Here is a 23,799-nt window from a genome sequence, read left to right on the forward strand (position 1 = left end):
CGTCGAACGCCCCATTTGAGTTTCTATCTCAAATGGGGCGTTTTGCTTGGGAGGGTTATGTATGAAGATCGTGGTGAGCGCCTGTTTGATGGGCGAGAGCTGCAAGTATAACGGGCTCGACAACTACCATCGCGAGCTGGTCGAGGCTTGCGAGCGCACGGGGACCGAGGTCCCGTTGGTATGCCCTGAGGTTTTTGGTGGCTTGCCTACACCGCGCAAGCCGTCCGAGATTGTGAACGGCGAAGTCCGTACCTGCGAGGGCGTCTCAGTCGATCGCGAGTTTCGCCTGGGTGCCCAACGTGCGCTCGATATGTGTGAGCAGGCAGGCGGTCCGTCCGAGATCGCTGCGTGCGTCTTGCAGGATCGTAGTCCCTCGTGCGGCGCGGGTCGCATCTACGATGGCACCTTTAGCGGCAAACTCACAACGGGCAACGGTGTCTTCGTCGATCTACTGCTCCGCCACGGCTACCGTGTGATTCCGGCTAGCGAGTTCGATCCCAGCATGCTGGAACATTGTCCATAGCACTCGAACCCAACACTTCCTCACGGGTGACCGTTTTGGCATCATCCGTGAAGTTGATATTGAGTACGACCCGGTCATCAAAGACGTAGACCGAGTTGACAGGCGCCGTGCCCAGGCAGCCCCTCCCCGCGGCCCTCGCGCAGGAACGCGCACACGGCCTTCCCGTCTCTTGCGCCCCTCCCGGAACTGTCCACATCAGTGTAGCCAATCCAGTCCGCCAAGGGCTGCAGCCCGGACAACGCGGCGATGGAGGGCTTCTTCGGCCTGCTCAAGAAGGAGTTCTGGCACGGCAGGGACTGGTCGGACTGGACCCCCGCCCGCTTCATCGAGGAGCTCGGGGGCTGGATCGGTCGATACAATACGGAGAGGCGCAGCGATGCGCTCGGTGGCCGCACGCCGGCCGAGTTCCGCTCCGCGCTGGGAAGGGCCGTGTAACGGTCCAAGAAATCGTCCGCAGTCCCCATTCTTGCCCCTTTGGGACAGCTTCTTGTTGGGGCGTGCCTGCCCCAAACCCTGCTAGGAACGAGTACAGCAAACTGGAATTATCAAATTAGTCTTTGTAAATTACCTTTGAACCTTCACCATCAATTACAATTCCCTGACGGTTGTTAATTGGGCATAGATTCAAATCCGAAAACTCAGTCATTATTTTCTCGGTAACTTTCTTAAATGGTGCTGTAAGATAATGTGGAAGAACATAGAAATCAATCAAATTAAGCCCTGCATCATCTTCTTGTGAGTAGTCCTCCGGCTTTTCATCCATTTGCTCGATATATTGGATGCTTGGAGCGCATACAATTGCACCTGCCGATTCACCAATCATCAGTTTTCCCTTTGCCAATTCTTTCTTCAACAGCTCATCCGTTCCCGTTTTACGGAGCTGGTCTATAAGGAAAAAAGAATTTCCGCCGGTAAAATAAATCACATCCGCATCTTCAAAAAGAGACTGTATCGTTGAATAAGCCTCCGTTGAAATATCAATTTCAGTTACGATTGCTCCCAACTTTTTGAATAGTTTTCGAGCCGAGCCGACATAACCGGTGTAGCCTTCACGCAGCGATGCTGTTGGAATAAATGCGACTTTTTTATTTTCAATTTCTTCCTTTATCAGACTTCCTACACTTGAAAAGTGAGAACATAAAAACAGTTTCATCGATATTCTCCTTTTAATCACAAATCACTTGTGATTAGTGATTGTTATTGGTGTTGCCTAGAACGATTCTAAGCACATGTTTAATTTTAAAGTGGGCAATTATCTTTAAAATGTCCTACAATGATTCAATAAAAGCATGGCTGCTAGTGAAACTTGCGACCATGCTTTTAAAAATACTTAATAGGGTCCCGAGCGCTTTAGCTCCTTGGAAGCTGTCAGTAGTATACCTAATAATTTATCTACATTCCCTTTAGTAACGTGTAACTTTCCAAATTTACAAAAGCGACTCATAGAATTATTTCCTCCCGTTAAATAATAGATAACTATTAAAAATAGACAATACTTGCTCATAAGTAACGGTACTTAAATTGTTTACTTTGGCGTGTTTCATTGCTTGATGAAACTGATTTTTAGTAAACAGTTGACGATATTCTCGATTGACCCATTTTGAAACAAAGTACGTATATAGCTTCCAATATTTATCTGGAACATCTGTGGTATGGCGGGTAAGTTTTATTAAGACACTGTTTACTTTTGGTTTAGGATGAAAGCATTCCGCTGGCAGCTTAAGCAATTGCTGAATCGAGACTTGAGTGTGCAAGAGCAACCCTAGTGTTCGGTGAATATCCAAGGTACGCTTGTAGAATCCTTCTTCAACAATCAGATAGATGTCAGACGCATGGCTTTCAAAAACCACTTTTTTAATAATTTGTGTGCTTAAATGGTAAGGAATACTCCCAACAATTTTATACCTCTGTTTGTTAGGGAATTGAAACTGTAGAATATCTTGGTGAATTAAAGTGACACGAGTATTCAGTTTTAATTTTTCTGACGATAAGTTGAATAGATGACTGTCTAATTCAATAGACGTTACCTGTTTACTTATTTTAGCCAGTTTCGTCGTTAAATGCCCTTTACCTGTTCCAATTTCGTAAACGGTATCGGTTTCTTTTAAATTCAATTGTTTTATTATTTGGTTGAGTACTTTTTCACTCGTTAAAAAGTTTTGAGAATATTTTATATTTTTGTTCATGTAATCACTCCTGAAGTGCTTACATCTATAAATAAATACAGAAGTTAAACGATTTTTTAGTTATCTGTTTAAAAAGTCATAAGATTAGTCACTGGTAGGAATTAATCTAACGTATTTATTTATCTGTGTAATCACTGTTTTTAGTCTGTTTCAAAACAGTAGATGTTTTATCTACATTACGCATTTGGAATACCAACATGACGAATCCCTCCTTCTTAATTACAAATTTTTAGCATCTAATTTAACTTAAATTCCTATTATAACAAAATTTTAAGATAATGCACTATCAACACACTCTTAAGTTTGCTTCTAAGTCTTATTTCCATAACTTTAGGGTTAACCATACGCAAGACCAATCACTCTCGGACAATACTCATGATTTTCGGTAAAAAACGTAAAAGAAATAAGAACAATTAACAAAATGTATAATAACAATCAATAGCGACTAATGATTTTCATGTAAAAGGACACCAAACTATACGGTGTCCTTTTCAAATTCTTACGTCATATCAAGGCTCATTCAATCGTGGTAAATTCGTGGTAAAATGAGTGCTTTCCTATATTTCAAAATGCTTGAAAGTATAGTGTTTATGCGGATAATCAAAAATCAGATATAAAATTTATATATAAATTCTTATTTATTGAACTAAGCCGTGTATACCATACTCTCCAATGAAAGAACGCCCTGATATAGCGAAATTTTGCCGTTTTCCTGCGTACGTGCGTACACACTCCACAGGAATTCTAAGGGGCCTGCCCCCCCCCTTAGCACGCTAGACTTTAGTACAAAGTCTAGCGTGCTACGCCTTGCCGGAGGTGTACAGGCTCCCGGTATGCACGTACGAAGCAATTGCCATCAATGCGCCATATAAGTGGCGATCAAGTTCGCATAAAGCAACCTTGATTCCGCAAAACAAAAGGCAGGATACCATAACCACGATGATACCCTGCCTCTGTTCGTTTCTGTTTACCGTTCCGAGTAGTCCTTCTGCAGAATTTCCGATAAACAAAAAACGTACCCGAACCCTTTCTCGTAAAGAATCGGATTCGAGTACGAACTGAATGCTGGAGCAATAAAAAACCACCAGAAAGGTGCCTGTCCCCTTTGTGGTGGTTTTGGGCCAGTCCTAGAGCGTGTGGCCGTAAGCGTTGGCAGCCTTGATGGCGGCGGCGAACTTCTCGTCGGTGAAGGGCTTTGCTTCTAGAGACAGTCCACAGCCGTAAGAAATTTCGAACGTATTAAACCAGTGTTGAGGGTTTTTCGCCGGCGCGGAACGTGTTAGGATACACGCCATAAGCGTTGATGGGGACGAGTAGTCGGCCGTCCGCATGCTACAGAGAGCGGGGAGCGCTGAGAACCCGTGCATGCGACCGATGAAAATCACCCCGGAGCTGCGGTCCCAACGGACGTGCCGCGCAGGTTCGTCTTAGTAGATATCGCCGAGATGGTCGTCGATACAGATCAGCCGAGTAACGGATGCGAGCGCGCTGTAACGCGGGCGAGGGCATCTAAGCTGGGTGGTTAAGCGAAGAGCTTTTGCGGGCACATGGCCCGTTTTGTGGCGCTTCGTCCCAGCTTGCAGGGACGGGCGCTTTTTTTGGTGCCCAATGGGCGTGCGCGCCCACGACATGAAAGGGGTACCGTGGCAAACGAGTATAAGCAGACGATGAATCTGCCCAAAACCGGATTTCCCATGCGTGCCGGTCTTTCCAAGTCCGAGCCCAAGCGACTCAAGGACTGGCAGGACAACAAGGTCTACGAGCAAGTTCTAAAGAAGAACGAGGGTCACAAGAAGTTCGTGCTGCATGACGGCCCTCCGTACGCCAACGGCCCGATCCACATCGGCCACGCCATGAATAAGATCTCCAAGGACATGATCAACCGTTACTGGATGATGCAGGGCTATGAGGTTCCCTTTGTCCCCGGTTGGGACTGCCACGGTCAGCCGATTGAGCACAAGGTCGAGGAGAAGCTCGGCACCGAGAAGTTCAACCAGACCTCCACGGCCAAGATCCGCGAGCTTTGCAATAAGTTCGCTGTCGAGAACATCGAGCTCCAGAAGGCCGGTTTCCGTCGCCTGGGCGTGCTCGGTGATTGGGACAACCCGTATCTGACGCTCTATCACCAGCATGACGCCGCCGATATCGAGGTCTTTAAGGCCATGTTCGATAAGGGCATGATCTATCGCGGCCACAAGCCGGTTCACTGGTGCAAGCACTGCCACACCGCGCTGGCCGAGGCCGAGATCGAGTACTCCGACGAGACGAGCCCGTCCATCTTCGTGCACTTTGAGATGACCTCCAAGCCCGCCGGCCTCGAGAACTTCGACGGCCCGGTCGACTTCATCATCTGGACGACCACCCCGTGGACCATCCCTTCCGATCAGGCCGTTTCCCTCAAGCCCGGCGCCGCCTACGTCGCCGTTGAGCACGACGGCCGCGCCGAGGTCATGCTCGAGGACCTGGCTCCCAAGTGCTGCGAGGAGTTTGGCTGGGAGTACACCCCGGTCATGGTCGACGGCAAGCCCTATGTGGTTCCCGCCGAGACCTTCCACCACATCCACTACAAGCAGCCGATCTTTGACGGTGTCGAGGGCGTGGCGCTGCTGGCCGATTACGTCGGTGTCGATGACGGTACCGGTATCGTCCACAACTCGCCCGGCCACGGCGTCGATGACTACTTCGCCTGCCTCAAGGAGGGCATCACCGACATCTGCATGCCGGTCGATGACGACGGCAAGTTCTACACCGGCAAGGAGTTTGGCACCGGTGGCCCCTTCAGCGGTATGGACACCGATGAGGCCAACCCGCACATCATCGAGTTCCTGCGCGAGCACGGCACCCTGGTCCTCGAGAAGAAGATCACGCACAGCTATCCGCATTGTTGGCGTTGCAAGCACCCGGTGCTCTTCCGTGCTACCGACCAGTGGTTTGTCTCGATGGACAAGACCGGTCTGCGCGATCAGGCTGGCAAGGAGGTCCGCGAGAACGTCACGTGGTATCCGGCCCATGCCGCCAACCGTATTGGCGCCATGGTCGAGCAGCGTCCCGACTGGTGCATCAGCCGTCAGCGTAACTGGGGCGTGCCGATCCCCAGCTACACCTGCGCCGACTGCGGCGAGAAGGTCATGAACGACGCCACACTCGACGCCGTCATCAACCTCTTCCACGAGAAGGGCTCCGACGCCTGGTTTACCGACGCTCCCCAGAGCTACCTGGGCGAGGCCTGCGTCTGCCCCAAGTGCGGCGGCCATCACCTTAAGGCCGATAAGGACATCCTCGACGTGTGGTGGGATTCCGGCGTCTCCTGGAAGGCCGTCTGCGAGTACCGTCCCGAGCTGGAGTATCCGGCGGATGTGTACCTTGAGGGCTCCGACCAGCACCGCGGTTGGTTCCAGAGCTCGTTGCTCACCTCGGTGGGCGCCAACGGCCACGCTCCGTACAAGGCGGTCGTCTCGCAGGGCTTCACCCTCGACGGCCAGGGCCGTAAGATGTCCAAGTCGCTTGGCAACGTCATCGACCCCAATAAGGTCTGTGACGAGATGGGCGCCGACATCATCCGCCTGTGGGTCGCCTCGGTCGACACCAGCTCCGACGTTTCCATCGACCACGAGATTCTCGCTCGTACGTCCGATGCCTACCGTCGTTTCCGCAACACGCTGCGCTTCCTGCTCTCCGAGCTCGAGGGCCAGTTTGAGCCCGAGACCGACGGCGTCGCTTTTGCCGACCTGCTGCCGCTCGACAAGCTCATGGTTGCCCGTCTGACCCAGGTCCAGGCCGAGGTCGACGATGCTTACTCTTGCTACGAGTTCCCGCGCGCTTACCGTGCGCTTTACGACTTCGTGGTTACCGAGCTTTCCAACGTGTACCTCGACGCCCTGAAGGACCGTCTGTACTGTGAGAAGCCCGGCTCGCTCGAGCGTCGCAGCGCCCAGACCGTGCTCGCCGAGCTCTTCTCGATGCTCATGCGCGACCTGCAGCCGATCTTGTCCTATACGGTCGACGAGGCCATGGCCTATGCGCCCGCCGGCTGCGTCGATCACCAGAAGTACGCCGCGCTGCTCGATTGGTACAAGTCGCCCATCACGGTCGACGAGGCCAACGAGTTTGAGGGCGTGCTCGAGGCTTCACTCGAGCTCCGTAGCGTCGTGACCAAGGCCCTTGAGGATGCCCGCTCCGCCGGCACCTTCACCAAGAGCCAGCAGGTCCGCGTCAAGGCGGTCGTTCCCGCCGAAATGTATGCGCTGCTGACCGGCGACAAGGCCGTCGACCTGGCCGAGTTCTACATCGTCTCCGATGTTGAGCTTACCCAGGGCGAGGAGCTTTCTGTTGCCATCGATGCTGCCGAGGGCGAGTGCTGCGACCGTTGCTGGAACTACCGCACCACCGTCGGCGAGTACAACGGCCACGCTCACATTTGCAAGAGGTGTGCGAATGCCCTGTAGGTTCCGCCGTTCTACCGAACGGCGGACCTGCCGACGCTGCGCGGGCCGCATTTGGACAATCTGACGTTCAATTTCAAGGGCGCGACCGAAAGGTCAGCGCCCTTTCATTTCACGTCACCTTGTCTCAAATGCGACCCGCTCGCTCATTTATGCTCTACCTGCGGTGTTTCCGTTCTTGGGAGATTTGTCGCTTCTTGCTTGCGTCAAGGTATGATTATCTACTGCGTTAAACGGAATTCGATTGTTTTGAGGGTAGGGGATTGATTTGAGTCGTACTGGGGATATGACGCCGCCTTTGGGTTGGCGGCTGGGTGTTGCTGGTGGTGTTGCGCTCGTTGTGCTGCTTGTTGACCAGCTGACTAAGCTTGCGGTTCGTGCCGTGGGCGATGCCCTGCATGTGACTGTTATCCCCGGTGTGATCGACTTTCTATTTGTCCGCAATATCGGTGCTGCCTTTAGCATGGGCGAGGGGCATGGCATCGCGTTTGCCGTGCTGGCGTTGGCGGTCATTATCGCTATTGCCGTGTACCTCGTTCGTGCACCTCAGCTCGCCCATCTTGAGGTTGTGGGCATGGCGATGGTTGCGGGTGGTGCTATCGGTAACGCGATCGATCGTTTGGCCTTTGGCTTCGTGACCGATTTTATTGCCACCACCTTCATCGACTTCCCCGTCTTCAATGTGGCCGATATCGGCATTACGGTCGGTGTGGTGCTGGCGCTCTTCGGTTACATGTTCTTGAGCCCCGCGGCTCGTGAGGTCGATGCGACCGCCGAGCTTAACGCCCGTGACGAGGCCCGCGCCAAGCGCAAGGCTAAACAACGTGGGGAGCGTGCCCGCAAGATTCGCGAAAGGACTGAGCGCTAATGGCCGACATCCATATCCTTGTTGCCGACGATGCCGCTGGTCAGCGTCTTGACGCCTATCTGGGCGCCAATGACGGCTGCCCTACGCGCTCTGCCTGCGCACATCTGATTGAGGGTGGGGCCGTAGTGGTCAATGGCGAGACCTGCCTGTCCAAAAAGTACGCCGTGCGAGCCGGTGACCGTATTTCGGTTGATTTGCCCGAGCCGCACGATCCCACCGACGTGATTCCCGAGGCCATCCCGCTCGACATTCGCTATGAGGACGACTACCTCATCGTGCTCTCCAAGCAGCGCGGCCTGGTGTGCCATCCTGCGCATGGTCATGAGAGCGGTACGCTCGCGAATGCCCTGGTCTATCACTGCGGTATCGACCATCTGGGCACCGTGCAGGGCGAGGACCGCCCCGGTATCGTACATCGTTTGGATCGCGATACCTCGGGTCTTATGCTTGCGGCAAAGGACGACGACACCCAGCGCGCGCTCCAAAATCTTATCCGTACGCGCACGCTCGACCGCCGCTACATTACGCTCGTTCACGGTCATATCGCCATGGATGAGGGCACCATTAACACCGGCATTGCCCGTTCTACACGTGACCGTGTCAAGATGGCGGTTTCCGATGATCCTTTTGCGCGCCAGGCCATCACGACCTTTAAGGTCCTTGAGCGCTTTGATTCCACGCGCTTTGATGACGGCTACACACTCGTTGAGTGTCACCTGTTTACCGGTCGCACGCATCAGATTCGCGTGCACATGCGCCATATCAACCACGCCTGCGTGGGCGATCCGCTCTACGGTAAGTGCGATGCGCGTGCCGATCGGGGTCTGACCAGGCAATTCCTCCATTCCTGGCGCGTGGCGTTCGATCACCCCGTGACGGGAGAGCGCATTGAGTGCCGCGACGAGCTGCCGTGGGATCTCGCCGCCGTCCTCGACGACTTAGCCCCGCGTTCGCTTGGTCGCACTGCTGCCGGCGACGAAATCGTACCGCAGCTCGGCCTGCTCGAAGCCTAGCCAGTATTAGGTGGTTTCTTGAACTCGGTAAGCCTGCGGTAAGATATACGGTTGTTTACGTAACACGTTCCTGGGAGCCTGCATGCTCGCCTTTTTACAAACCAACACACCCATCGTGATCTTCAACCAGATCGTCGTCACGCTGCTCACGGTCTGCTTCTTGTACCAGGTGGTCTTCTTTGTCATCGGTGCTCTCCGCGGCGAGGTCGCGCCTCCCAAGGCCAAAAAACTCCACCGGTATGCCTTCTTTATCGCGGCGCATAACGAGGAGGCCGTGATCGCCAACCTCGTTCGCTCCATCAAGGACCAGGATTATCCGTCCGAGCTCATCGAGGTCTTCGTGGTCGCCGATGCCTGCACCGATAACACCGCGCAGCTCGCGCGCGAGGCGGGCGCCATTGTGTACGAGCGCAATGACCTGGCCCGTAAAGGCAAGAGTTGGGTCATGGACTTTGGTTTCGACCGTATCCTTAACGAGTATCCCGACACCTTTGAAGGTTACTTTATCTTCGATGCCGATAACGTAATTTCCCGTGATTACGTTTCCAAGATGAACGACGCTTTTGACCAGGGTTTTCATGTGGTCACCAGCTACCGCAACTCTAAGAACTTTGGTAGTTCGTGGATCTCTTCGGCCAACGCCACGTGGTATCTGCGCGAGGCACGCTTCCTTAACAACGCGCGTAATATTTGCAAGACGTCCTGCGCTGTCTCGGGTTCGGGCTACCTCATTTCTGCCAGCGTGATCGAGGGTATGCACGGCTGGCAGTTCCACACGTTGACTGAGGACATTCAGTTCACCACGTTCTGTGCCATTCACGGTATTCGCATCGGTTATGCACCGGCGGAGTTTTTTGATGAACAGCCCGTGACGTTCAAGGCTTCTTGGAAGCAGCGCATGCGTTGGACTAAGGGCTTCTACCAGGTGTTCTTTACCTACGGTAAGCACCTGGTCAAATCGGCCTTCCGCTATCATCGTTTTGCCGCCTACGACATGTTCATGACGATCGCCCCGGGTATGCTGCTATCGCTCATCTCGATGCTCGCCAATGCGACCTTCCTCATTGTGGGTGGTCTTTCGCACGGCTTCTTGGCCACCGAGGTCGAGATGCAGGCGTGTGCCGCTTCGCTCATTATGACTTTTGCCATGATGTATCAGACGTTCTTTACCATGGCGCTACTTACGACCATCTTCGAGTACAAGCACATTCATTGCGCGCAAAAGTGGCGTTTGGTGACCAACCTGTTTACCTTCCCGATCTTTATGTTCAGCTATATCCCCATCACGGTGGCTGCACTGTTCCTCAAGGTCGACTGGGTCCCGACGCAACACGCCGTCAACGTTACCCTCGACGAGGTCATGCAGGGCGCAAAATAACCACCACCAAAACCACCACAAAGGGGACAGGCACCTTTGTGGTGGTTTTTGCTTTTGAGTGACTGCCACGGGAGGTGTTCAATGGTCTATATTCCCTTTTGGATCTGCGCCTTTGCCGGTGCGGTGATTGATGTCCGTGAACGGCGGTTTCCCAACGCGCTTGCCGCCGCATGCGCCGTGGCGGCGTTTGCAGGCGTTTGGCTGGACAGGGGCTTGAACACGGCGCTTGACCACGCCGGTCCTGCCGTTATCGTGTACCTTTCCCTTGTGCTGACCGAGTCGCTTTGGCGGCGTTTCCGCCAGGCCCCCGGCATCGGCATGGGGGATGCCAAGGCGCTTTTCGCGCTTTGCACGCTCGACCCTCTGGGCGGCATCGTGGCATTTGCCGTCGCGCTCCTGGTCCTGGCCCTCTCCTGCCTCTTTACAAAATCGCGCTCCCTGCCATTGCTCCCGTTTTTGGTGCCGATATTTGCCATAATCGAGGTCGTGGGCTGGACATTGTAACCGATTGCGCATCCTTTTTAAGGAGCATGCCATGGCAACTAATCAAGAAACGGCCGTCATTAAGGCGCGCATGGACCGCATTCCCGCGGCGTTGTCGCCCGAGCTGGTCGAGCGTATCGCCGCCGACCGCGCCTCGGGTGTCGTTAATCCTTATCGATGCTGCGACGACCAGGTCATTCGTCGTATAGATCGCGCTGCCGACAAAGGCACGCTTATGCGTCCGGCGTTTATGCGCGATACCGAAAAGATTCTTCATCTTCCTGCGTACACGCGTTATGCAGGCAAAACGCAGGTCTTTAGCTTTCGCAGCAACGACGACCTGTCGCGGCGCGGCCTTCATGTGCAGCTCGTCTCGCGCATTGCCCGCGATATCGGCCGTGCCCTGGGCCTCAACTGCGATTTGATCGAGGCGATTGGCCTGGGCCACGATTTGGGCCACACGCCCTTTGGCCATGCCGGCGAGCGTTTCCTCAACGATATCTATCACGAGCGTACGGGTCGTTATTTTTTCCATAACGTGCAGTCCGTCCGCGTGCTCGACGCGCTGTACGGCCGCAACGTGTCGCTCCAGACGCTCGACGGCGTGCTGTGCCATAACGGCGAGTACGAGCAGCGTGTCTTTGAACTTTCGGACATGGCGTCGTTTGACCAGTTCGACCGTACCGTCGAGGACTGCATTGCCACGGGCTATGGCGCGATCGAGCACCTGCGCCCCATGACCCTCGAGGGCTGTGTGGTGCGTATCTCGGATATCCTCGCCTACGTCGGTCGTGATCGTCAGGACGCCATTGCGGCGGGCCTGCTGTCGCCCGACGCTTTTGACGATGGTCGGGGCGGCGCCTATAACAGCTGGATTCTCACGCACGCTTCCATCGATATCGTTGAGCATAGCTATGGCAAACCGCGTATCGAGATGAGCGAGGACCTGTTTGAGGAGATCCGCCGGGCGAAGCGCGAGAACTACGAGAAGATCTATAGCAAGGGCGGTATCGAAGGCGACTCCGAAGCGGAACTGCGTGAGGCCTTCGAAAAGCTCTACGACCGTTGCCTGCAGGATCTAAATAAAGGCGACGAGTTCTCTTACATCTTTAAGCATCATGTTTCGCGCATTGAGCAGCAGCTTTCCTACTACGATCGCACCTATGCCTGGCAGGACGACAAGGATCAGGCCGTCGTCGATTACATCGCAAGCATGACGGATGGTTATTTCTGCGAGCTGACGAGCAAATTGTTCCCAGGTCTAAAGTTTCCGCACCGCACCTATATTAACGAACGGTAGTTCGTATCCTTTCGGTATACTGTTGGTTAACAACGATTTTGATTAATGCACGGGATGGCTATGGACGACCTTTTTTCTGCTTCGACGCGCGAGCGCTCCTTTAAAAATGCGCCGCTTGCGGTGCGTATGCGCCCCGATTCGCTCGACGAGTATGTGGGCCAGCAAAAGGCCGTCGGTAAGGGCTCGTGGCTGCGCGCCGCGATTGAGCATGACGTGCTGTCGAGCGTGATTCTGTACGGCCCGGCTGGCACGGGCAAGACGACGCTGGCCCACATTATCGCCAACCATACCAAGAGCGAGTTTGTCGAGGTCAGCGCCGTGACGGGCACTGTGAAGGACCTGCGCCGCGTAATCGATGAGGCTAAGACCCGTCTGAACACCTACGACCGCCGCACCATTCTGTTTATCGATGAGATCCATCGCTTCTCCAAGTCGCAGCAGGATGCCTTACTGCATGCGGTTGAGAACCGCACCGTCATTATGATTGGCGCCACGACGGAAAACCCGTACTTTGAGGTCAACTCGGCATTGCTCTCGCGTGGGCGTGTGGTAGAGCTTGAGCACCTGAAGGACGAGGATATCGCCATGCTCATTGAGCGTGCGCTCGAGGCACCGCAGGGTTTAAACGGTAAGTTCTCGGCCGATGAGGATACAGTCAAGACCATTTGCACGCTGGCCGCGGGTGATGCGCGCTCGGCGCTCACGACGCTCGAGCTTGCGAGTGAGATTGCCGTTACGCGTCCCGATACTGAGGGAACGCCAGCGCCGGCGGCCGGGGAACGCTATCCCATTACCGTGGATGACGTGAAGATCGCCAATCCACGTCGTGGGTTTTCGTATGACAAAAACGGTGATATGCACTACGACATTATTAGCGCGTTCATCAAGTCCATGCGAGGCAGCGATCCCGATGCCACCATTTATTGGCTTGCGCGCATGATCGATGCGGGGGAGGATCCCAAGTTTATCGCTCGCCGCATTATGATTCAGGCTTCCGAGGATGTTGGCAACGCCGACCCGCAGGCGCTTTTGGTGGCACATGCCGCATTTAAATCTGCCGAGGTCATTGGCTATCCCGAGTGTCGCATCAACCTGGCTCAGGCTGCGCTCTATGTGTGCCTGGCGCCTAAGTCCAACGCGTGTGAGGCCTCGATCGATGCGGCGCTGGCCGATATCCACAGCAGTGGTCTTCGCGAGGTGCCCAGCTACCTGCGCGATCGTCACCGTCCCGGCAGCGACGAGTACGGTGTATACAAGTACCCGCACGATTATCCCGAAGGCTGGGTCGATCAGCGCTATTTGCCCGAGGGGTTGGAGCGCGGCGCGTTCTGGCAGCCTGCCGGCCGCGGTTGGGAAGAGTGGCGTGTGGAGCAAAGCGAGCGCGACCGTAGCGGCAACGCTCCCAAGTAGGCCATTGGCGCCTCGCGCATTCCCTTTGGGTATCTTTGCCCTTCTTTGGGGTACCATGAAAAAACGTCTGTATTTCGATTCCTTCGGGAGGCTTGTATGAGTCCCATTCAAATCGCCCTGCTGGTGCTCGCCGTTGCCGGCGTGTGGGCTGTTGTCGAGCTCGCGCTCACGCTGCGCAAGACCCGCACCGTCGTCGACTCGCTCGACAAGACGGTGAGCGACCTCAATAATACGCTCGCCGAGGCACAGCCCGTGGTGGCAAAGCTCGATGGCGCTGTCGATGAGCTTACCCCCGCGCTGGCACAGGTTGAGCCGCTCCTCAAGTCGAGCAAGACCGCCGTTGACGCCCTGACGTCCAACCTCGTTGAGGTTGAGGCCGTCGTTCGCGACATTTCCGAGGTCACGGGCAGTATGGCCGAGGCCAGCAACGCCGTGTCGAGCGTGACCGATTCTGCCGCCGGTGCTGTGCAGAAGCTGTTCAATAAGGTGAAGGCACCTGCAGCTGACGCCGAGCGCAAGCTCGCCGCTGCCGCTGCGGAGGCCGAGCAGCCCACCGTGCGTGTCCTAATTGGCGAGGACGAGGCCACCGATGGTGCAGATGTGGCTCAGAAGTCTGCAACCAAGCCGGCTCAGTATTACACCTATACGCCCGCCGAGACCTCTGAGGAGTCCTGCGATGAGTAGCGAAGCAACCTGCCCCATCACGCTGACCGTTGCCGGCGACCCGCGTCTCGCTCGCCTTGTGCGCATGACTGCCGCCAACGTTGGTGCCCTGTGCTCTATGTCTGTTGATCGCATCGAGGACATCCGCATGGCTGCCGAGGAGGCTTTCATCTTTGGTTGTACCGCGGTCGACTGCGACGACATCACCATCATATTCGATGTCGATGAGACCCACGTTGGCATGACTATTACCTTTGGCGATCAGGCTACGGTCGATGAAGACGACCAGGCTGCGGTGTATGCCGAGCTCATCCTCGCGAGCGTGTGCGACTCCTACGAAAAGACTGCGGCGCCCCTGACGCTTTCCCTCGACCTCAAGGCGGATATCTAATATGACCGAACGTTCCCGGAGCGGTAAGACCGCTTGGGACAAGGAGAAAACCCGCGAGCTGTTTCGTCGTTACAAGGAGACCGGTGATCCGGACGCCCGCGAGCAGCTCGTCATGTCCCATATGAACCTGGTAAGGTTTCTTGCCAACAAATTTAAGAATCGCGGCGAGCCGCTCGACGACCTGATGCAGGTTGGCTATTTGGGCCTGCTCAAGGCAATCGACCGCTTTGACCCTGAGCGCGGACTCGAGTTCACCACGTTTGCCACGCCCACCATCTTGGGCGAGATCAAGCGTCACTTCCGTGACAAGGGCTGGAGCGTGCGCGTGCCTCGTCGCCTGCAGGAGCTTTCTGCCAAGGTTAACCAGGCTACCGACAAGCTTACCAACGAGTTGCAGCGCTCGCCCAAGGTCGAAGAAATCGCTGAGTACCTGGACGTTACCCTCGACGAGGTCCTGGAGGCTATGGAATCGTCTTCGGCCTATACCTCGGTGCCCATTGAGGCTCCTGGTGCGTCCGATTCCGACGATGCGCCCTCGATTCTCGACCGCTACGCCGACGACGACAACGAGCTCGACTTTACCGATGACCGTCTGGTCATTGAAGAGGCCATCCGCGATTTCTCGCCGCGCGAGCGCGAAGTCATCGAGCTGCGCTTTGTAAAGGGCATGACCCAGATCGAGATCGCCAAGAAGTTGGGCATCTCGCAGGTGCAGGTCTCGCGCTTGTTGCGCCGCACCCTCAAGAAGATTCAGGATAAGATTGACCCCGACGGAGTGATGATTCGTTCATGAGTGAGCACCCCCAACAAACAGACCGCACGCTGCGCGATACCCGCATTCTGACGCTTCGCATTTGGGCTGTTGTCGGCTGCATTGTCATCGCTGCCGTCATCTTTAACCTTATGGGCATCCTGGCACCGGTTATTGAGTTTCTCGCTGTTGGTTCCATCATTGCTTTTGTGATGTCCCCGATCACCAACTGGCTCGAGCATCATGGCGTTGGTCGTGGCATCGGTTCGCTTATCGCGCTTATTGTTGTTGTTGCCGTGCTCGTCGGTGTTGTTTGCATCTTGTCGCCGATTCTTTTTGGTCAGATCATGGAAGTCCTGAGCCGCCTGCCCGAGCAGCTTCGTGTTGCGGGTGGCGACCTCAACGAGATGGTCTCGCATGTCAAGACGCTCAACAACACGCCGCTCATGGAGTATTTGGACGATAATCTTTCGTCGCTGGTTACCGTGGCATCGAAGTATGTGTCTCAGATCGCTGCCGAGCTTGGCCGCGGTGTGTTCCCGCTCATCACCAATACGGCCTCGCAGTTGTTCGTGATCTTCCTTGGTCTGGTGCTTGCCTACTGGATGGCCTGCGATTATCCTCGCATGCACCATGAGATTTGCACCATCATCGGTCAGGAGAAGGAGACTTCGTACCGCTTTATGGTCGCCATCCTTTCTCGCTCTGTCGGCGGCTACATGCGCGGTATGGTCGTGACGTCCATCTGCGGTGGTTTCCTCGCCTTTATTGGTTTTATGATTATCGGCCATCCGTATGCGGCGCTCATGGCTATCTTTACCGGCATCATGCATTTGGTTCCGGTCGTCGGCCCCTGGGTGAGCGCGGCAATCGCCACAGTGCTCGGTTTCATGTTCAGCCCCATGTTGGCGTTGTGGACGCTCATCGTGACGATGGTCGCGCAAAACGTCACTGATAACGTGATTTCGCCTAAGGTCATGCAGAGCTCGGTGCAGGTGCATCCCATCATGAGCCTCACGGCGCTCGTTATTGGCTCGGCACTCATGGGCCCCATCGGCATGATTATTGCCATCCCGCTGTGTGCGGCCCTCAAGGGTATCTTCGTGTACTACTTCGAGAATGAGACCGGCCGCCAACTTGTGGCCTATGACGGCGCCGTGTTTAAGGGCACGCCGTATCGCGATGCCGAGGGCAACCCGGTCGCCGCCTACGACGCGCTTGGGGACGATACGTTCATCTATGAGTCCGAGCTCATCGGTAACGAGACTGCGCCCGAGGCTAAAGCTATGCCCAAGCCCGAGCTCGATAATCCTTGGATCAAGCTTTCGGACCTGCAGCCCGATGCCACGGGCTTCTTCAAGAACCCCTTCGCCAAGGATGATGATTCCAACACGGATGACGACACCAAAACCGGCATCGACGGCTCCATGGACGATGACGACAAGTAGCGGGGTAATTCGGGCTAACATTCATACGCGCTAACATGCAATTTCGCTGAAGGGCCGGCATTGTGCCGGCCCTCTTTTTTGCACAGGCGCGGTGGGATGGTAATATCGTTACGTTTGAACTGTTTCGATGTGAAACCGAGGAGATTCCCTCTATGAGTGCTGACTACCCGTCAATGACTACGGCCGAGATTCGCTCTAAGTTCCTCAACTTCTTTGAGGAGCGCGGTCTTAAGCTCTATCCTTCTTCGTCCCTCGTCCCCGACGACCCTTCGCTGCTGCTTGCCAACGCCGGCATGAACCAGTTTAAGGAGTATTACCAGGGCAAGAAGACCATGAAGGAGATCGGCGCGATCTCCTGCCAGAAGTGCGTCCGCACCAACGACATCGATTGCATCGGCGAGGACGGCCGTCACCTGTCCTTCTTTGAGATGCTCGGCGACTTCTCCTTTGGTGGCGTCTCCAAGCAGCAGGCCTGCGCTTGGGCCTTTGAGCTCATTACCAAGGAGTTCAAGCTGCCGCTCGATCGCCTGTACTTCACCGTCTTTACCGAGGACGACGAGACCCATGACGTGTGGCGCTCCCTGGGCGTTGCCGAGGATCACATCTCCCGCCTGGGCGAGGACGACAACTTCTGGGCCGCTGGCCCCACCGGCCCCTGCGGTCCGTGCTCCGAGATCTACTTTGACATGGGCGAGGAGGTCGGCTGCGGCAGCCCCGACTGCAAGCCCGGCTGCGACTGCGACCGCTTCCTGGAGTTCTGGAATCTCGTCTTTACCCAGTACGACCGCCAGGAGGACGGCTCCATGCCGGAGCTGCCGCACCGCAACCTCGATACGGGCATGGGTCTGGAGCGCATGGCCGCCATCATGCAGCACAAGACCGCTAATTACGACGGCGATCTGATGCAGCACCTCATCAAGCTGGGCGAGAAGATCAGCGGCAAGACCTATGACGCCGACGATTACTCCGGTGCCAGCCGCTCCCTGCGCATCATCGCGGATCACTCTCGTGCCGTCGACTTTATGATCTCGGACGGCATTCTCCCCGGTAACGAGGGTCGCGAGTACGTCCTTCGCCGCCTGCTCCGCCGCGCCGTGTTCCACGGTCGCCTGCTGGGCATCGAGGGCGCCTTCCTGACCAAGTTCATTGACGAGGTCAACGCCCAGATGGGCGAGGCCTATCCCGAGCTGCTCAAGAACGTCGCGCTCGTTAAGGGTATCGTCGCTTCCGAGGAGGAACGTTTCTCCACGACGCTCGACAACGGTCGCGTCTACCTGGACGAGGCCCTGGCCGCGCTTGCCGAGGGTACTGTCCTTCCGGGCGACGTTGCCTTTAAGCTGCACGACACCTTTGGTTTCCCCATCGACCTGACCGTCGAGATCGCCGGCACCGCCGGTCACAACGTCGATATGGACGGCTTCACCGCTTGCATGGAGGACCAGAAGGCCCGCGCTCGCGCCAACGCCAAGGGCGATGCTTGGGGCAGCTTCAACGACGTGTGGGTCGAGCTTTCCGACAAGGTTGCCGCGACCGAGTTCGACGGCTATGACAACGATGTGATCGAGGGTGCCAAGGTTGTCGCCATCGTTCGCAACGGCGAGTCCGTCGAGTCCGCTGCCGTGGGAGAGGACGTCGAGGTCGTGCTCGACCGCACCCCGTTCTACGCCGAGATGGGTGGCCAGCAGGGCGATGCCGGCGATCTTTCCGCCGAGGGCGTTGCGCTGACCGTTTCCGATACCAAGAACCACAATGGCCTGTATGCTCACGTTGCCCACGTTGCCGAGGGCACATTGACCGTCGGTGCTACCGTGACCGCCGCGCTCGACGCCGAGCGCCGTGGTTTCCTGCGCCGCAACCACACCGCCACCCACCTGCTCGACGCTGCGCTTAAGCAGGTCCTGGGCGAGCATGTCTCCCAGGCTGGCTCGCTGGTGACGCCCGAGCACCTGCGCTTTGACTTCACGCACTTCGAGGCCCTGTCCTCCGAGCAGCTCAAGGCTGTCGAGGACCTGGTCAACCAGCAGATCTTCGCCTCCAAGCCGGTCGTGACCCGCGTCATGGGCATCGACGAGGCCAAGGCCGCCGGTGCTGTCGCCCTGTTTGGCGAGAAGTATGGCGACGTCGTCCGCGTTGTCTCCGTGGGCGCCGAGGACCAGCCGTTCTCCCGTGAGCTCTGCGGTGGCACCCATGCCGCCAACACCGCCGAGATCGGCCTGTTCAAGATCATTTCCGAGTCCTCTACGGGCTCCAACGTCCGCCGTATTGAGGCCGTGACCTCTAAGGGTGCTCTCGACTACATGGCCGACCGTCTGGCGCTCGTCGACGCCGCTGCTGCTGCGCTCAAGTGCCGCGTGGATGAGGTTCCCGCCCGCGTGGAGAACCTGCAGGCCGAGCTGCGCGAGACGTCCAACAAGCTCAAGAAGGCGCTGACCGGTGGCTCCTCCGACGCTATCTCCAGCGCCATCGAGGGCGCCGTCGAGCTCGACGGCTACAAGCTCGTCGTCGCTGAGCTCCAGGGCCTTGAGGCTGCCGACCTGCGCAACGTCTGGGATACCGTGCACCAGAAGGTCGCCGGTCCTGTCGCCTGCGTCGTCGCCAGCGTGACCGAGAAGGGCACCCCGGCCCTGCTCGCCGCCGGCTCCGATGACGCTGTCAAGGCCGGTTTCCACGCCGGTAACGTGATCAGGCAGATCGCGGGCCTAGTCGACGGTCGCGGTGGCGGCCGTCCCAACATGGCCCAGGCCGGTGGCAAGAATGCCGCCGGCATCGCCGATGCCCTCGCGGCCGCTAAGACCGCGCTCGGCGCCTAAGAATCTAGGTAGTCGCTGTGGTCGCGCTTGCGCTGGACATAGGGGAGACCAGGATCGGTATCGCCGTCTCGAGCCGTGATGGCAAGATGGCGATGCCTGTCAAGGTGCTCCCGGCTGCAGAGGTCACCGGTATGGCCAAGACGTTCCGCTACCTGGTTGAGGACTATGAGCCCGATATCCTGGTAAGTGGGCGTCCCCTGACCATGGCCGGTGAGCCCGGTCCCCAGGCCGAGCGCGTTGCCGCTGTTGCGCAAAAGATTGCCGACGAGCTCGATCTTCCGTTGGAGTTTGAGGACGAGCGCCTGTCCTCGCAAGAGGCAAAGCGTATCCTGCGCGAGCAGGGCCTCAACGAAAAGCAGATGAGGGGCAAGATTGACATGATTGCCGCCAGCCTGTTTTTGCAGACGTGGCTTGATCGTAAAAACGAGGAGGTTTCTCATGCCTAGCGCTCCCGATCCGCGCCAGCCGAATCGTACACGTCAGCCGGCGTCGCGCCCTGCCCAGCCTGGCCAGCGTCCGGCACAGCCGACCCAGCGCGCAGCTCAGTCTGCCGCGCGCCCGGTGCAGTCCTCCTCTCGTTCGGCCCAACCTGTTCAACGGACGGGTCAGCAGCCTTCTGCTCGTTCGGTTCAGTATCCGGCTTCTCACGCGGCTCAGCAGCCCACTGCTCGTTCGGCTCAGCCTGCAGGCGGTGCTCGCTTTAAGCAACAGGCACCTACCCAGCGAACGCAGGCCCCCCAATCGCATTCGCATCACGCTCGCGGTTCGCATGGCGTTGCTCCGGCGACTCGCTCGAGCTACAACACGCATGCTCGTCGCGGTGCTCAAAAGAAGAGTTCTCCGGTTCCTATGATCATCGGCGTTGTGGTGGCCGTAATCGCGCTTGCTACTATCGCTTTCTTTGTCGTACCTGCCGTTAAGGGCTTCTTTGCCGGTGAGGATGCGAAAGTCGCTGCTGGTCAGCAGGTTACGGTGACCATTCCCGACGGTGCTTCGGGCGATGCGATCGCCTCGATTCTCTCCGAGAACCATATCGTCGACAATCCCAAGGATTACTATGCGGCGGTGAAAAAGCTCAACGCCGATATGTCGCTTAAGCCAGGCACCTACTCGTTCACCACGCTCATGGATGCGACCAAGGTTGTTCAGCAGCTCATGGAAGGTCCTAACGCGGGCTCCAATGCGCTGACTATCCCTGAGGGCCTGACGGTCGATCAAATCGCCGACCGTGTGGCCCAGGCCTGCGACAGTATCTCTAAGGAAGACTTCCTCAACCAGGCTAAGGCCTCCAATTACGTGGATGACTATAGCTTCCTTAAGGCCGCCGCCAACGACTCGCTCGAGGGTTTCTTGTTCCCCAAGACCTATTCGTTGGGTGATTCGCCGACGGCCGATGACGTGATTCGCGCCATGCTCGATCAGTTTAAGACCGAGTACAAGTCGCTTGACTTTGCGAGCTGCGAAGCCAAGATCAAGGAGCGCTACGGTGTGGAGATGTCCGACTACGACATCGTCAACTTGGCCTCTATCGTTGAGCGCGAGGGCCTCAACGCCGATCAACGTGCGCACGTGGCCTCGGTCTTCTACAACCGCCTTGCCGGCAAGCTCGACGGTCTGCGTTATCTCAACAGCGATGCGACCATGATGTATGTCACCGGTGGCGAGGTTACCGCCGACGACCTGCAGAGTGATAGCCCCTATAACACCTATAAGCACGAGGGTCTGCCGCCCACGCCCATCTGCTCTCCGTCGCTCGAGGCACTCAAGGCCACGCTTGAGCCGACCGACTCCGATGACCTGTATTTCTACATTACGCAGGACGAGGAGTACTTCTCGCAAACCTACGAAGAGCATCAACAGTCTTGGAATTAGCATGAGGATATTTAGCCCCAAACGATACGTTGCCTCGGTCGATCGCATCGACCTTGATACCCTGTGGGCCGACGGCAAACGCGCCATTCTGCTCGATCGCGATAACACTCTGGTTCCGCGCGACACCGAGCAGGTTCCCGCCGCGGTTTCCGCTTGGCTCGATACCGCCCGCGCCAAAGGCTTTAAGCTGTGCATGGTGTCCAACAACTGGCATCGCGATCAGGTCATGAGCTCTGCACGCGAGCTGGGACTCGAGGCCATCAGCCACGCCATGAAGCCCGCCCCGTTTGCCTTGAAGGCGGGTCTTAAGTGCCTCGGCGCCACGGCAGACGAGGCGGTGCTGATTGGCGATCAGCTGTACACGGACGTGTGGAGCGGTAACTTTGCCGGCGTTGACACTATTCTGGTCAAGCCGCAGGCAACCCAGGACCTGTGGTACACGCAGATCTTCCGTATCTTTGAGCGCCGGGCCCTGCGCGACCTTCCCTGCGAGGAATAGGTCTCGCTATGTCCCAGCACACCAAACACGGCTGCGACCATATCTTCTTTATCGGCTTTTTGGGCGCGGGCAAATCGACGCTTGCGCGCAATGTGGGCACTATGTTCAAGCGTCGATTCATCGATACCGATCGCTTGGTTGTGCGTCGATGCGGCAAGTCGGTGGCCGAGATATTTGAGACCGAGGGCGAGGATCGTTTTCGCGAGCTCGAGACCTCGGCACTCCGTTCGCTTCAAAGCGAGCGCAGCCTGCTGGTATCGTGCGGGGGCGGCATCGTCGAGACGCCGGTGAACATTGAGCTGATGCACGAGATGGGTACATGCGTGTACCTCGAAGGCGACTTTGAGGACTCGTTGCGCCAGATTCGTCGCTCCGATACCCGGCCCGATTTCCGCTCGCCCGAGCACGCTGCGCGCTTGTTTGAGCATCGCCGTCCGCTGTATCGCCAGGCGGCCGATATTACCCTTGATATTCGCAACAAGTCCTTCGAGGACGTTTCCTACCTTTGTGCCGAGATGCTTTTGGAGCGTGGACTGCTATGATTCGCCGTCAACTTATCAATTTCCAAAACCGCAGTGTCGATGTCCGCGTCGGATTGGGGGCGTTCGAGGAGCTGTCGCGCATGTTTGCCTCGGCTGTGGGCAAGCCTAAGCGTGCGATGGTGGTTTGGAACGACGCCACATCCGAGCGTTTTGGCGAGGTTGTCGAGCATGCACTTGTTGACGCCGGTTTTGCCGTGTCGCCGCTCGTCCTCGAGGTTTCGCCTGCCGGTGCTACGCTGGTCGATGCCGATACCGTCTTTGGCGCGCTGTCGGCTAACGGCATTACCTGCGATGATCTCGTTGTCGCTGTCGGCGACACGGCGACCTGCTCGGTTGTTTGCTGGTGCGCCAATCAGTGGTGCGGTCGCACCGAGTGCGCCTTGCTGCCGACGACGTTCGACGCCATGCTCACGGTCGCGACGACCATGAAGCCGCTTGTCGCCTCGTCGGCGCATGCGCTTCCCGCTATCGCGTTCCGTCCCGAGCCGGGCTTGGTCGTGTGTGACCTCGACCTTGTACGCGAGGCGGACCCCGAGGACCTCAAGCTCGGCTATGCGGTACTTGTTGGCACCATGCTTTCGAGCAGCAAGTCCCGCTGGAATCAGTTTACCGAGACCATTCCCGAGATTCTCGCGGGCGAGGAGGTCGCGCTCGTCAATGCCGTTCAGTGGTCTCAGACTGCCCGTAAGGACGTACTGATGGCCACGAACCCGAGTGCCCGCCATGCGCTCGATTTTGGCAAGACAGGGGAGCGTACTCTGCACGTCAGCCTGGGCAAAGCCGCGGCGCAGGTTCCTGCCTACCAGCTGCTGTCCGAGGGCATGCGCTTTGAGGCGCGCCTAGCACATGATGCCTGCGACTTTGATATCGATTACGTCTTTGAGGTCGATGACTGCCTGGAGGACTTTGGTATCGAGGAGCTTGCCTTCGATCTGGAGCCTGCCGCATATATCGAGGAGTTCCGCAGGCAGCAGTTTGTCCGCTCGAACCGCAGTATGTTGCCGCTGCCCGCGGCACTCGGCGCCATTCGTCTCACGAGCGTTGAGGACGAGGTTCTTGAGCGCCATGCTCACGCCTACTTGGCTTCTCGCAAAGAACTTCTCTAAGATTTATTGACTTCCATCGTCTTTCGTATCATGTTGAGGGGCGGGTTTCCAATCGGTTGCGGATCGCATGCGATTCCGTACGTTGATTGAGCCCGTCCCGTCTTTATAGAGACA

At 56.9% G+C, this 23,799-nt stretch carries 22 protein-coding genes and 1 pseudogene; 19 read left to right on the plus strand and 4 right to left on the minus strand.

Annotated elements, in window-relative coordinates:
- The first annotated feature begins 61 nt into the window (after nucleotides 1–61).
- Nucleotides 62–523 carry a DUF523 domain-containing protein gene (locus DW211_RS04195; protein WP_118259404.1) on the plus strand — a complete coding sequence of 154 codons (462 nt, stop codon included), beginning with the start codon at nucleotides 62–64 and terminating at the stop codon, nucleotides 521–523.
- Nucleotides 524–730: 207 nt separating this feature from the next.
- Nucleotides 731–958, plus strand: coding sequence for an IS3 family transposase (locus DW211_RS04205; protein ID WP_369832383.1), 228 nt, complete (start codon nucleotides 731–733; stop codon nucleotides 956–958).
- A gap of 115 nt (nucleotides 959–1,073) precedes the next feature.
- On the opposite strand, the gene DW211_RS04210 is transcribed toward DW211_RS04205, so the two are convergent.
- The 4 genes and pseudogenes from DW211_RS04210 to DW211_RS10430 all read right to left on the minus strand — a co-directional run.
- A complete protein-coding gene (locus DW211_RS04210; protein ID WP_118259407.1) occupies nucleotides 1,074–1,676 on the minus strand; it encodes a Type 1 glutamine amidotransferase-like domain-containing protein in 603 nt (200 codons plus the stop codon).
- Between the two features lie 295 nt (nucleotides 1,677–1,971).
- Complete coding sequence (erm(B), locus tag DW211_RS04220) at nucleotides 1,972–2,709, minus strand: 23S rRNA (adenine(2058)-N(6))-methyltransferase Erm(B) (RefSeq protein ID WP_002292226.1); 738 nt, start codon at nucleotides 2,707–2,709, stop codon at nucleotides 1,972–1,974.
- 115 nt (nucleotides 2,710–2,824) lie between these two features.
- Nucleotides 2,825–2,908: a 23S rRNA methyltransferase attenuation leader peptide gene (locus tag DW211_RS04225; RefSeq protein ID WP_001865637.1), complete on the minus strand. Its 84-nt coding sequence runs from the start codon at nucleotides 2,906–2,908 to the stop codon at nucleotides 2,825–2,827.
- Between the two features lie 42 nt (nucleotides 2,909–2,950).
- Nucleotides 2,951–3,041: pseudogene (locus DW211_RS10430) on the minus strand (MLS leader peptide); the annotation flags it as partial.
- Nucleotides 3,042–4,376: 1,335 nt separating this feature from the next.
- On the opposite strand from DW211_RS10430, the gene ileS reads away from it, so the two are divergent.
- From ileS to DW211_RS04320, 17 genes are all read left to right on the plus strand, one after another.
- Nucleotides 4,377–7,154 (plus strand): isoleucine--tRNA ligase, encoded by a 2,778-nt coding sequence (gene ileS, locus DW211_RS04240; protein ID WP_369832384.1) that lies wholly within the window; start codon nucleotides 4,377–4,379, stop codon nucleotides 7,152–7,154.
- A 265-nt stretch (nucleotides 7,155–7,419) separates the two neighbouring features.
- Nucleotides 7,420–8,019 carry a signal peptidase II gene (lspA, locus tag DW211_RS04245; protein WP_233540940.1) on the plus strand — a complete coding sequence of 200 codons (600 nt, stop codon included), beginning with the start codon at nucleotides 7,420–7,422 and terminating at the stop codon, nucleotides 8,017–8,019.
- A complete protein-coding gene (locus DW211_RS04250) occupies nucleotides 8,019–9,032 on the plus strand; it encodes an RluA family pseudouridine synthase (protein ID WP_118259417.1) in 1,014 nt (337 codons plus the stop codon). The genes lspA and DW211_RS04250 overlap by 1 nt, the downstream gene beginning before the upstream one ends.
- 82 nt (nucleotides 9,033–9,114) lie before the next feature.
- A complete protein-coding gene (locus DW211_RS04255; RefSeq protein ID WP_118259419.1) occupies nucleotides 9,115–10,410 on the plus strand; it encodes a glycosyltransferase family 2 protein in 1,296 nt (431 codons plus the stop codon).
- An 81-nt stretch (nucleotides 10,411–10,491) separates the two neighbouring features.
- Nucleotides 10,492–10,914, plus strand: a complete 423-nt coding sequence (locus DW211_RS04260) for a prepilin peptidase (protein WP_089571722.1) — start codon at nucleotides 10,492–10,494, stop codon at nucleotides 10,912–10,914.
- Between the two features lie 31 nt (nucleotides 10,915–10,945).
- Nucleotides 10,946–12,193 carry a deoxyguanosinetriphosphate triphosphohydrolase family protein gene (locus tag DW211_RS04265; RefSeq protein ID WP_117583442.1) on the plus strand — a complete coding sequence of 416 codons (1,248 nt, stop codon included), beginning with the start codon at nucleotides 10,946–10,948 and terminating at the stop codon, nucleotides 12,191–12,193.
- A gap of 60 nt (nucleotides 12,194–12,253) precedes the next feature.
- A complete protein-coding gene (locus tag DW211_RS04270) occupies nucleotides 12,254–13,603 on the plus strand; it encodes a replication-associated recombination protein A (protein WP_199576682.1) in 1,350 nt (449 codons plus the stop codon).
- A gap of 96 nt (nucleotides 13,604–13,699) precedes the next feature.
- Nucleotides 13,700–14,287, plus strand: a complete 588-nt coding sequence (locus DW211_RS04275; protein ID WP_118259423.1) for a hypothetical protein — start codon at nucleotides 13,700–13,702, stop codon at nucleotides 14,285–14,287.
- On the plus strand, nucleotides 14,280–14,657 hold the full coding sequence (locus DW211_RS04280) for an ATP-binding protein (protein ID WP_118259425.1): 378 nt from the start codon (nucleotides 14,280–14,282) through the stop codon (nucleotides 14,655–14,657). The genes DW211_RS04275 and DW211_RS04280 overlap by 8 nt, the downstream gene beginning before the upstream one ends.
- Before the next feature lies 1 nt (nucleotide 14,658).
- A complete protein-coding gene (locus DW211_RS04285; protein ID WP_118259427.1) occupies nucleotides 14,659–15,450 on the plus strand; it encodes an RNA polymerase sigma factor SigF in 792 nt (263 codons plus the stop codon).
- Nucleotides 15,447–16,856: an AI-2E family transporter gene (locus tag DW211_RS04290; protein WP_118259429.1), complete on the plus strand. Its 1,410-nt coding sequence runs from the start codon at nucleotides 15,447–15,449 to the stop codon at nucleotides 16,854–16,856. Before DW211_RS04285 ends, DW211_RS04290 begins: the two co-directional genes overlap by 4 nt.
- A gap of 152 nt (nucleotides 16,857–17,008) precedes the next feature.
- A complete protein-coding gene (gene alaS / locus DW211_RS04295) occupies nucleotides 17,009–19,666 on the plus strand; it encodes an alanine--tRNA ligase (protein ID WP_118259564.1) in 2,658 nt (885 codons plus the stop codon).
- A gap of 17 nt (nucleotides 19,667–19,683) precedes the next feature.
- Complete coding sequence (gene ruvX / locus DW211_RS04300) at nucleotides 19,684–20,112, plus strand: Holliday junction resolvase RuvX (RefSeq protein WP_035138185.1); 429 nt, start codon at nucleotides 19,684–19,686, stop codon at nucleotides 20,110–20,112.
- Nucleotides 20,105–21,538 carry an endolytic transglycosylase MltG gene (gene mltG / locus DW211_RS04305; RefSeq protein WP_233540941.1) on the plus strand — a complete coding sequence of 478 codons (1,434 nt, stop codon included), beginning with the start codon at nucleotides 20,105–20,107 and terminating at the stop codon, nucleotides 21,536–21,538. Before ruvX ends, mltG begins: the two co-directional genes overlap by 8 nt.
- Before the next feature lies 1 nt (nucleotide 21,539).
- Entirely contained in the window at nucleotides 21,540–22,037 is a 498-nt protein-coding gene (locus DW211_RS04310) for a YqeG family HAD IIIA-type phosphatase (protein ID WP_118259433.1), read from the plus strand.
- Nucleotides 22,038–22,045: 8 nt separating this feature from the next.
- Nucleotides 22,046–22,579: a shikimate kinase gene (locus tag DW211_RS04315; protein WP_118259435.1), complete on the plus strand. Its 534-nt coding sequence runs from the start codon at nucleotides 22,046–22,048 to the stop codon at nucleotides 22,577–22,579.
- Nucleotides 22,576–23,685 carry a hypothetical protein gene (locus DW211_RS04320; RefSeq protein ID WP_118259437.1) on the plus strand — a complete coding sequence of 370 codons (1,110 nt, stop codon included), beginning with the start codon at nucleotides 22,576–22,578 and terminating at the stop codon, nucleotides 23,683–23,685. The genes DW211_RS04315 and DW211_RS04320 overlap by 4 nt, the downstream gene beginning before the upstream one ends.
- Nucleotides 23,686–23,799: the final 114 nt, after the last annotated feature.

The sequence above is a fragment of the Collinsella sp. AM18-10 genome (assembly GCF_003471585.1).
Taxonomy (GTDB): Bacteria; Actinomycetota; Coriobacteriia; order Coriobacteriales; family Coriobacteriaceae; genus Collinsella.

Bases quoted from the DNA above. Each gene is read 5' to 3' on its own strand.
- DW211_RS04195 (WP_118259404.1), top strand. From the start codon at position 62: ATGAAGATCGTGGTGAGCGCCTGTTTGATGGGCGAGAGCTGCAAGTAT.
- DW211_RS04210 (WP_118259407.1), bottom strand. From the start codon at position 1,676: ATGAAACTGTTTTTATGTTCTCACTTTTCAAGTGTAGGAAGTCTGATA.
- DW211_RS04225 (WP_001865637.1), bottom strand. From the start codon at position 2,908: ATGTTGGTATTCCAAATGCGTAATGTAGATAAAACATCTACTGTTTTG.
- ileS (WP_369832384.1), top strand. From the start codon at position 4,377: ATGAATCTGCCCAAAACCGGATTTCCCATGCGTGCCGGTCTTTCCAAG.
- DW211_RS04250 (WP_118259417.1), top strand. From the start codon at position 8,019: ATGGCCGACATCCATATCCTTGTTGCCGACGATGCCGCTGGTCAGCGT.
- DW211_RS04255 (WP_118259419.1), top strand. From the start codon at position 9,115: ATGCTCGCCTTTTTACAAACCAACACACCCATCGTGATCTTCAACCAG.
- DW211_RS04260 (WP_089571722.1), top strand. From the start codon at position 10,492: ATGGTCTATATTCCCTTTTGGATCTGCGCCTTTGCCGGTGCGGTGATT.
- DW211_RS04265 (WP_117583442.1), top strand. From the start codon at position 10,946: ATGGCAACTAATCAAGAAACGGCCGTCATTAAGGCGCGCATGGACCGC.
- DW211_RS04270 (WP_199576682.1), top strand. From the start codon at position 12,254: ATGGACGACCTTTTTTCTGCTTCGACGCGCGAGCGCTCCTTTAAAAAT.
- DW211_RS04275 (WP_118259423.1), top strand. From the start codon at position 13,700: ATGAGTCCCATTCAAATCGCCCTGCTGGTGCTCGCCGTTGCCGGCGTG.
- DW211_RS04280 (WP_118259425.1), top strand. From the start codon at position 14,280: ATGAGTAGCGAAGCAACCTGCCCCATCACGCTGACCGTTGCCGGCGAC.
- DW211_RS04285 (WP_118259427.1), top strand. From the start codon at position 14,659: ATGACCGAACGTTCCCGGAGCGGTAAGACCGCTTGGGACAAGGAGAAA.
- DW211_RS04290 (WP_118259429.1), top strand. From the start codon at position 15,447: ATGAGTGAGCACCCCCAACAAACAGACCGCACGCTGCGCGATACCCGC.
- alaS (WP_118259564.1), top strand. From the start codon at position 17,009: ATGAGTGCTGACTACCCGTCAATGACTACGGCCGAGATTCGCTCTAAG.
- mltG (WP_233540941.1), top strand. From the start codon at position 20,105: ATGCCTAGCGCTCCCGATCCGCGCCAGCCGAATCGTACACGTCAGCCG.
- DW211_RS04310 (WP_118259433.1), top strand. From the start codon at position 21,540: ATGAGGATATTTAGCCCCAAACGATACGTTGCCTCGGTCGATCGCATC.
- DW211_RS04315 (WP_118259435.1), top strand. From the start codon at position 22,046: ATGTCCCAGCACACCAAACACGGCTGCGACCATATCTTCTTTATCGGC.
- DW211_RS04320 (WP_118259437.1), top strand. From the start codon at position 22,576: ATGATTCGCCGTCAACTTATCAATTTCCAAAACCGCAGTGTCGATGTC.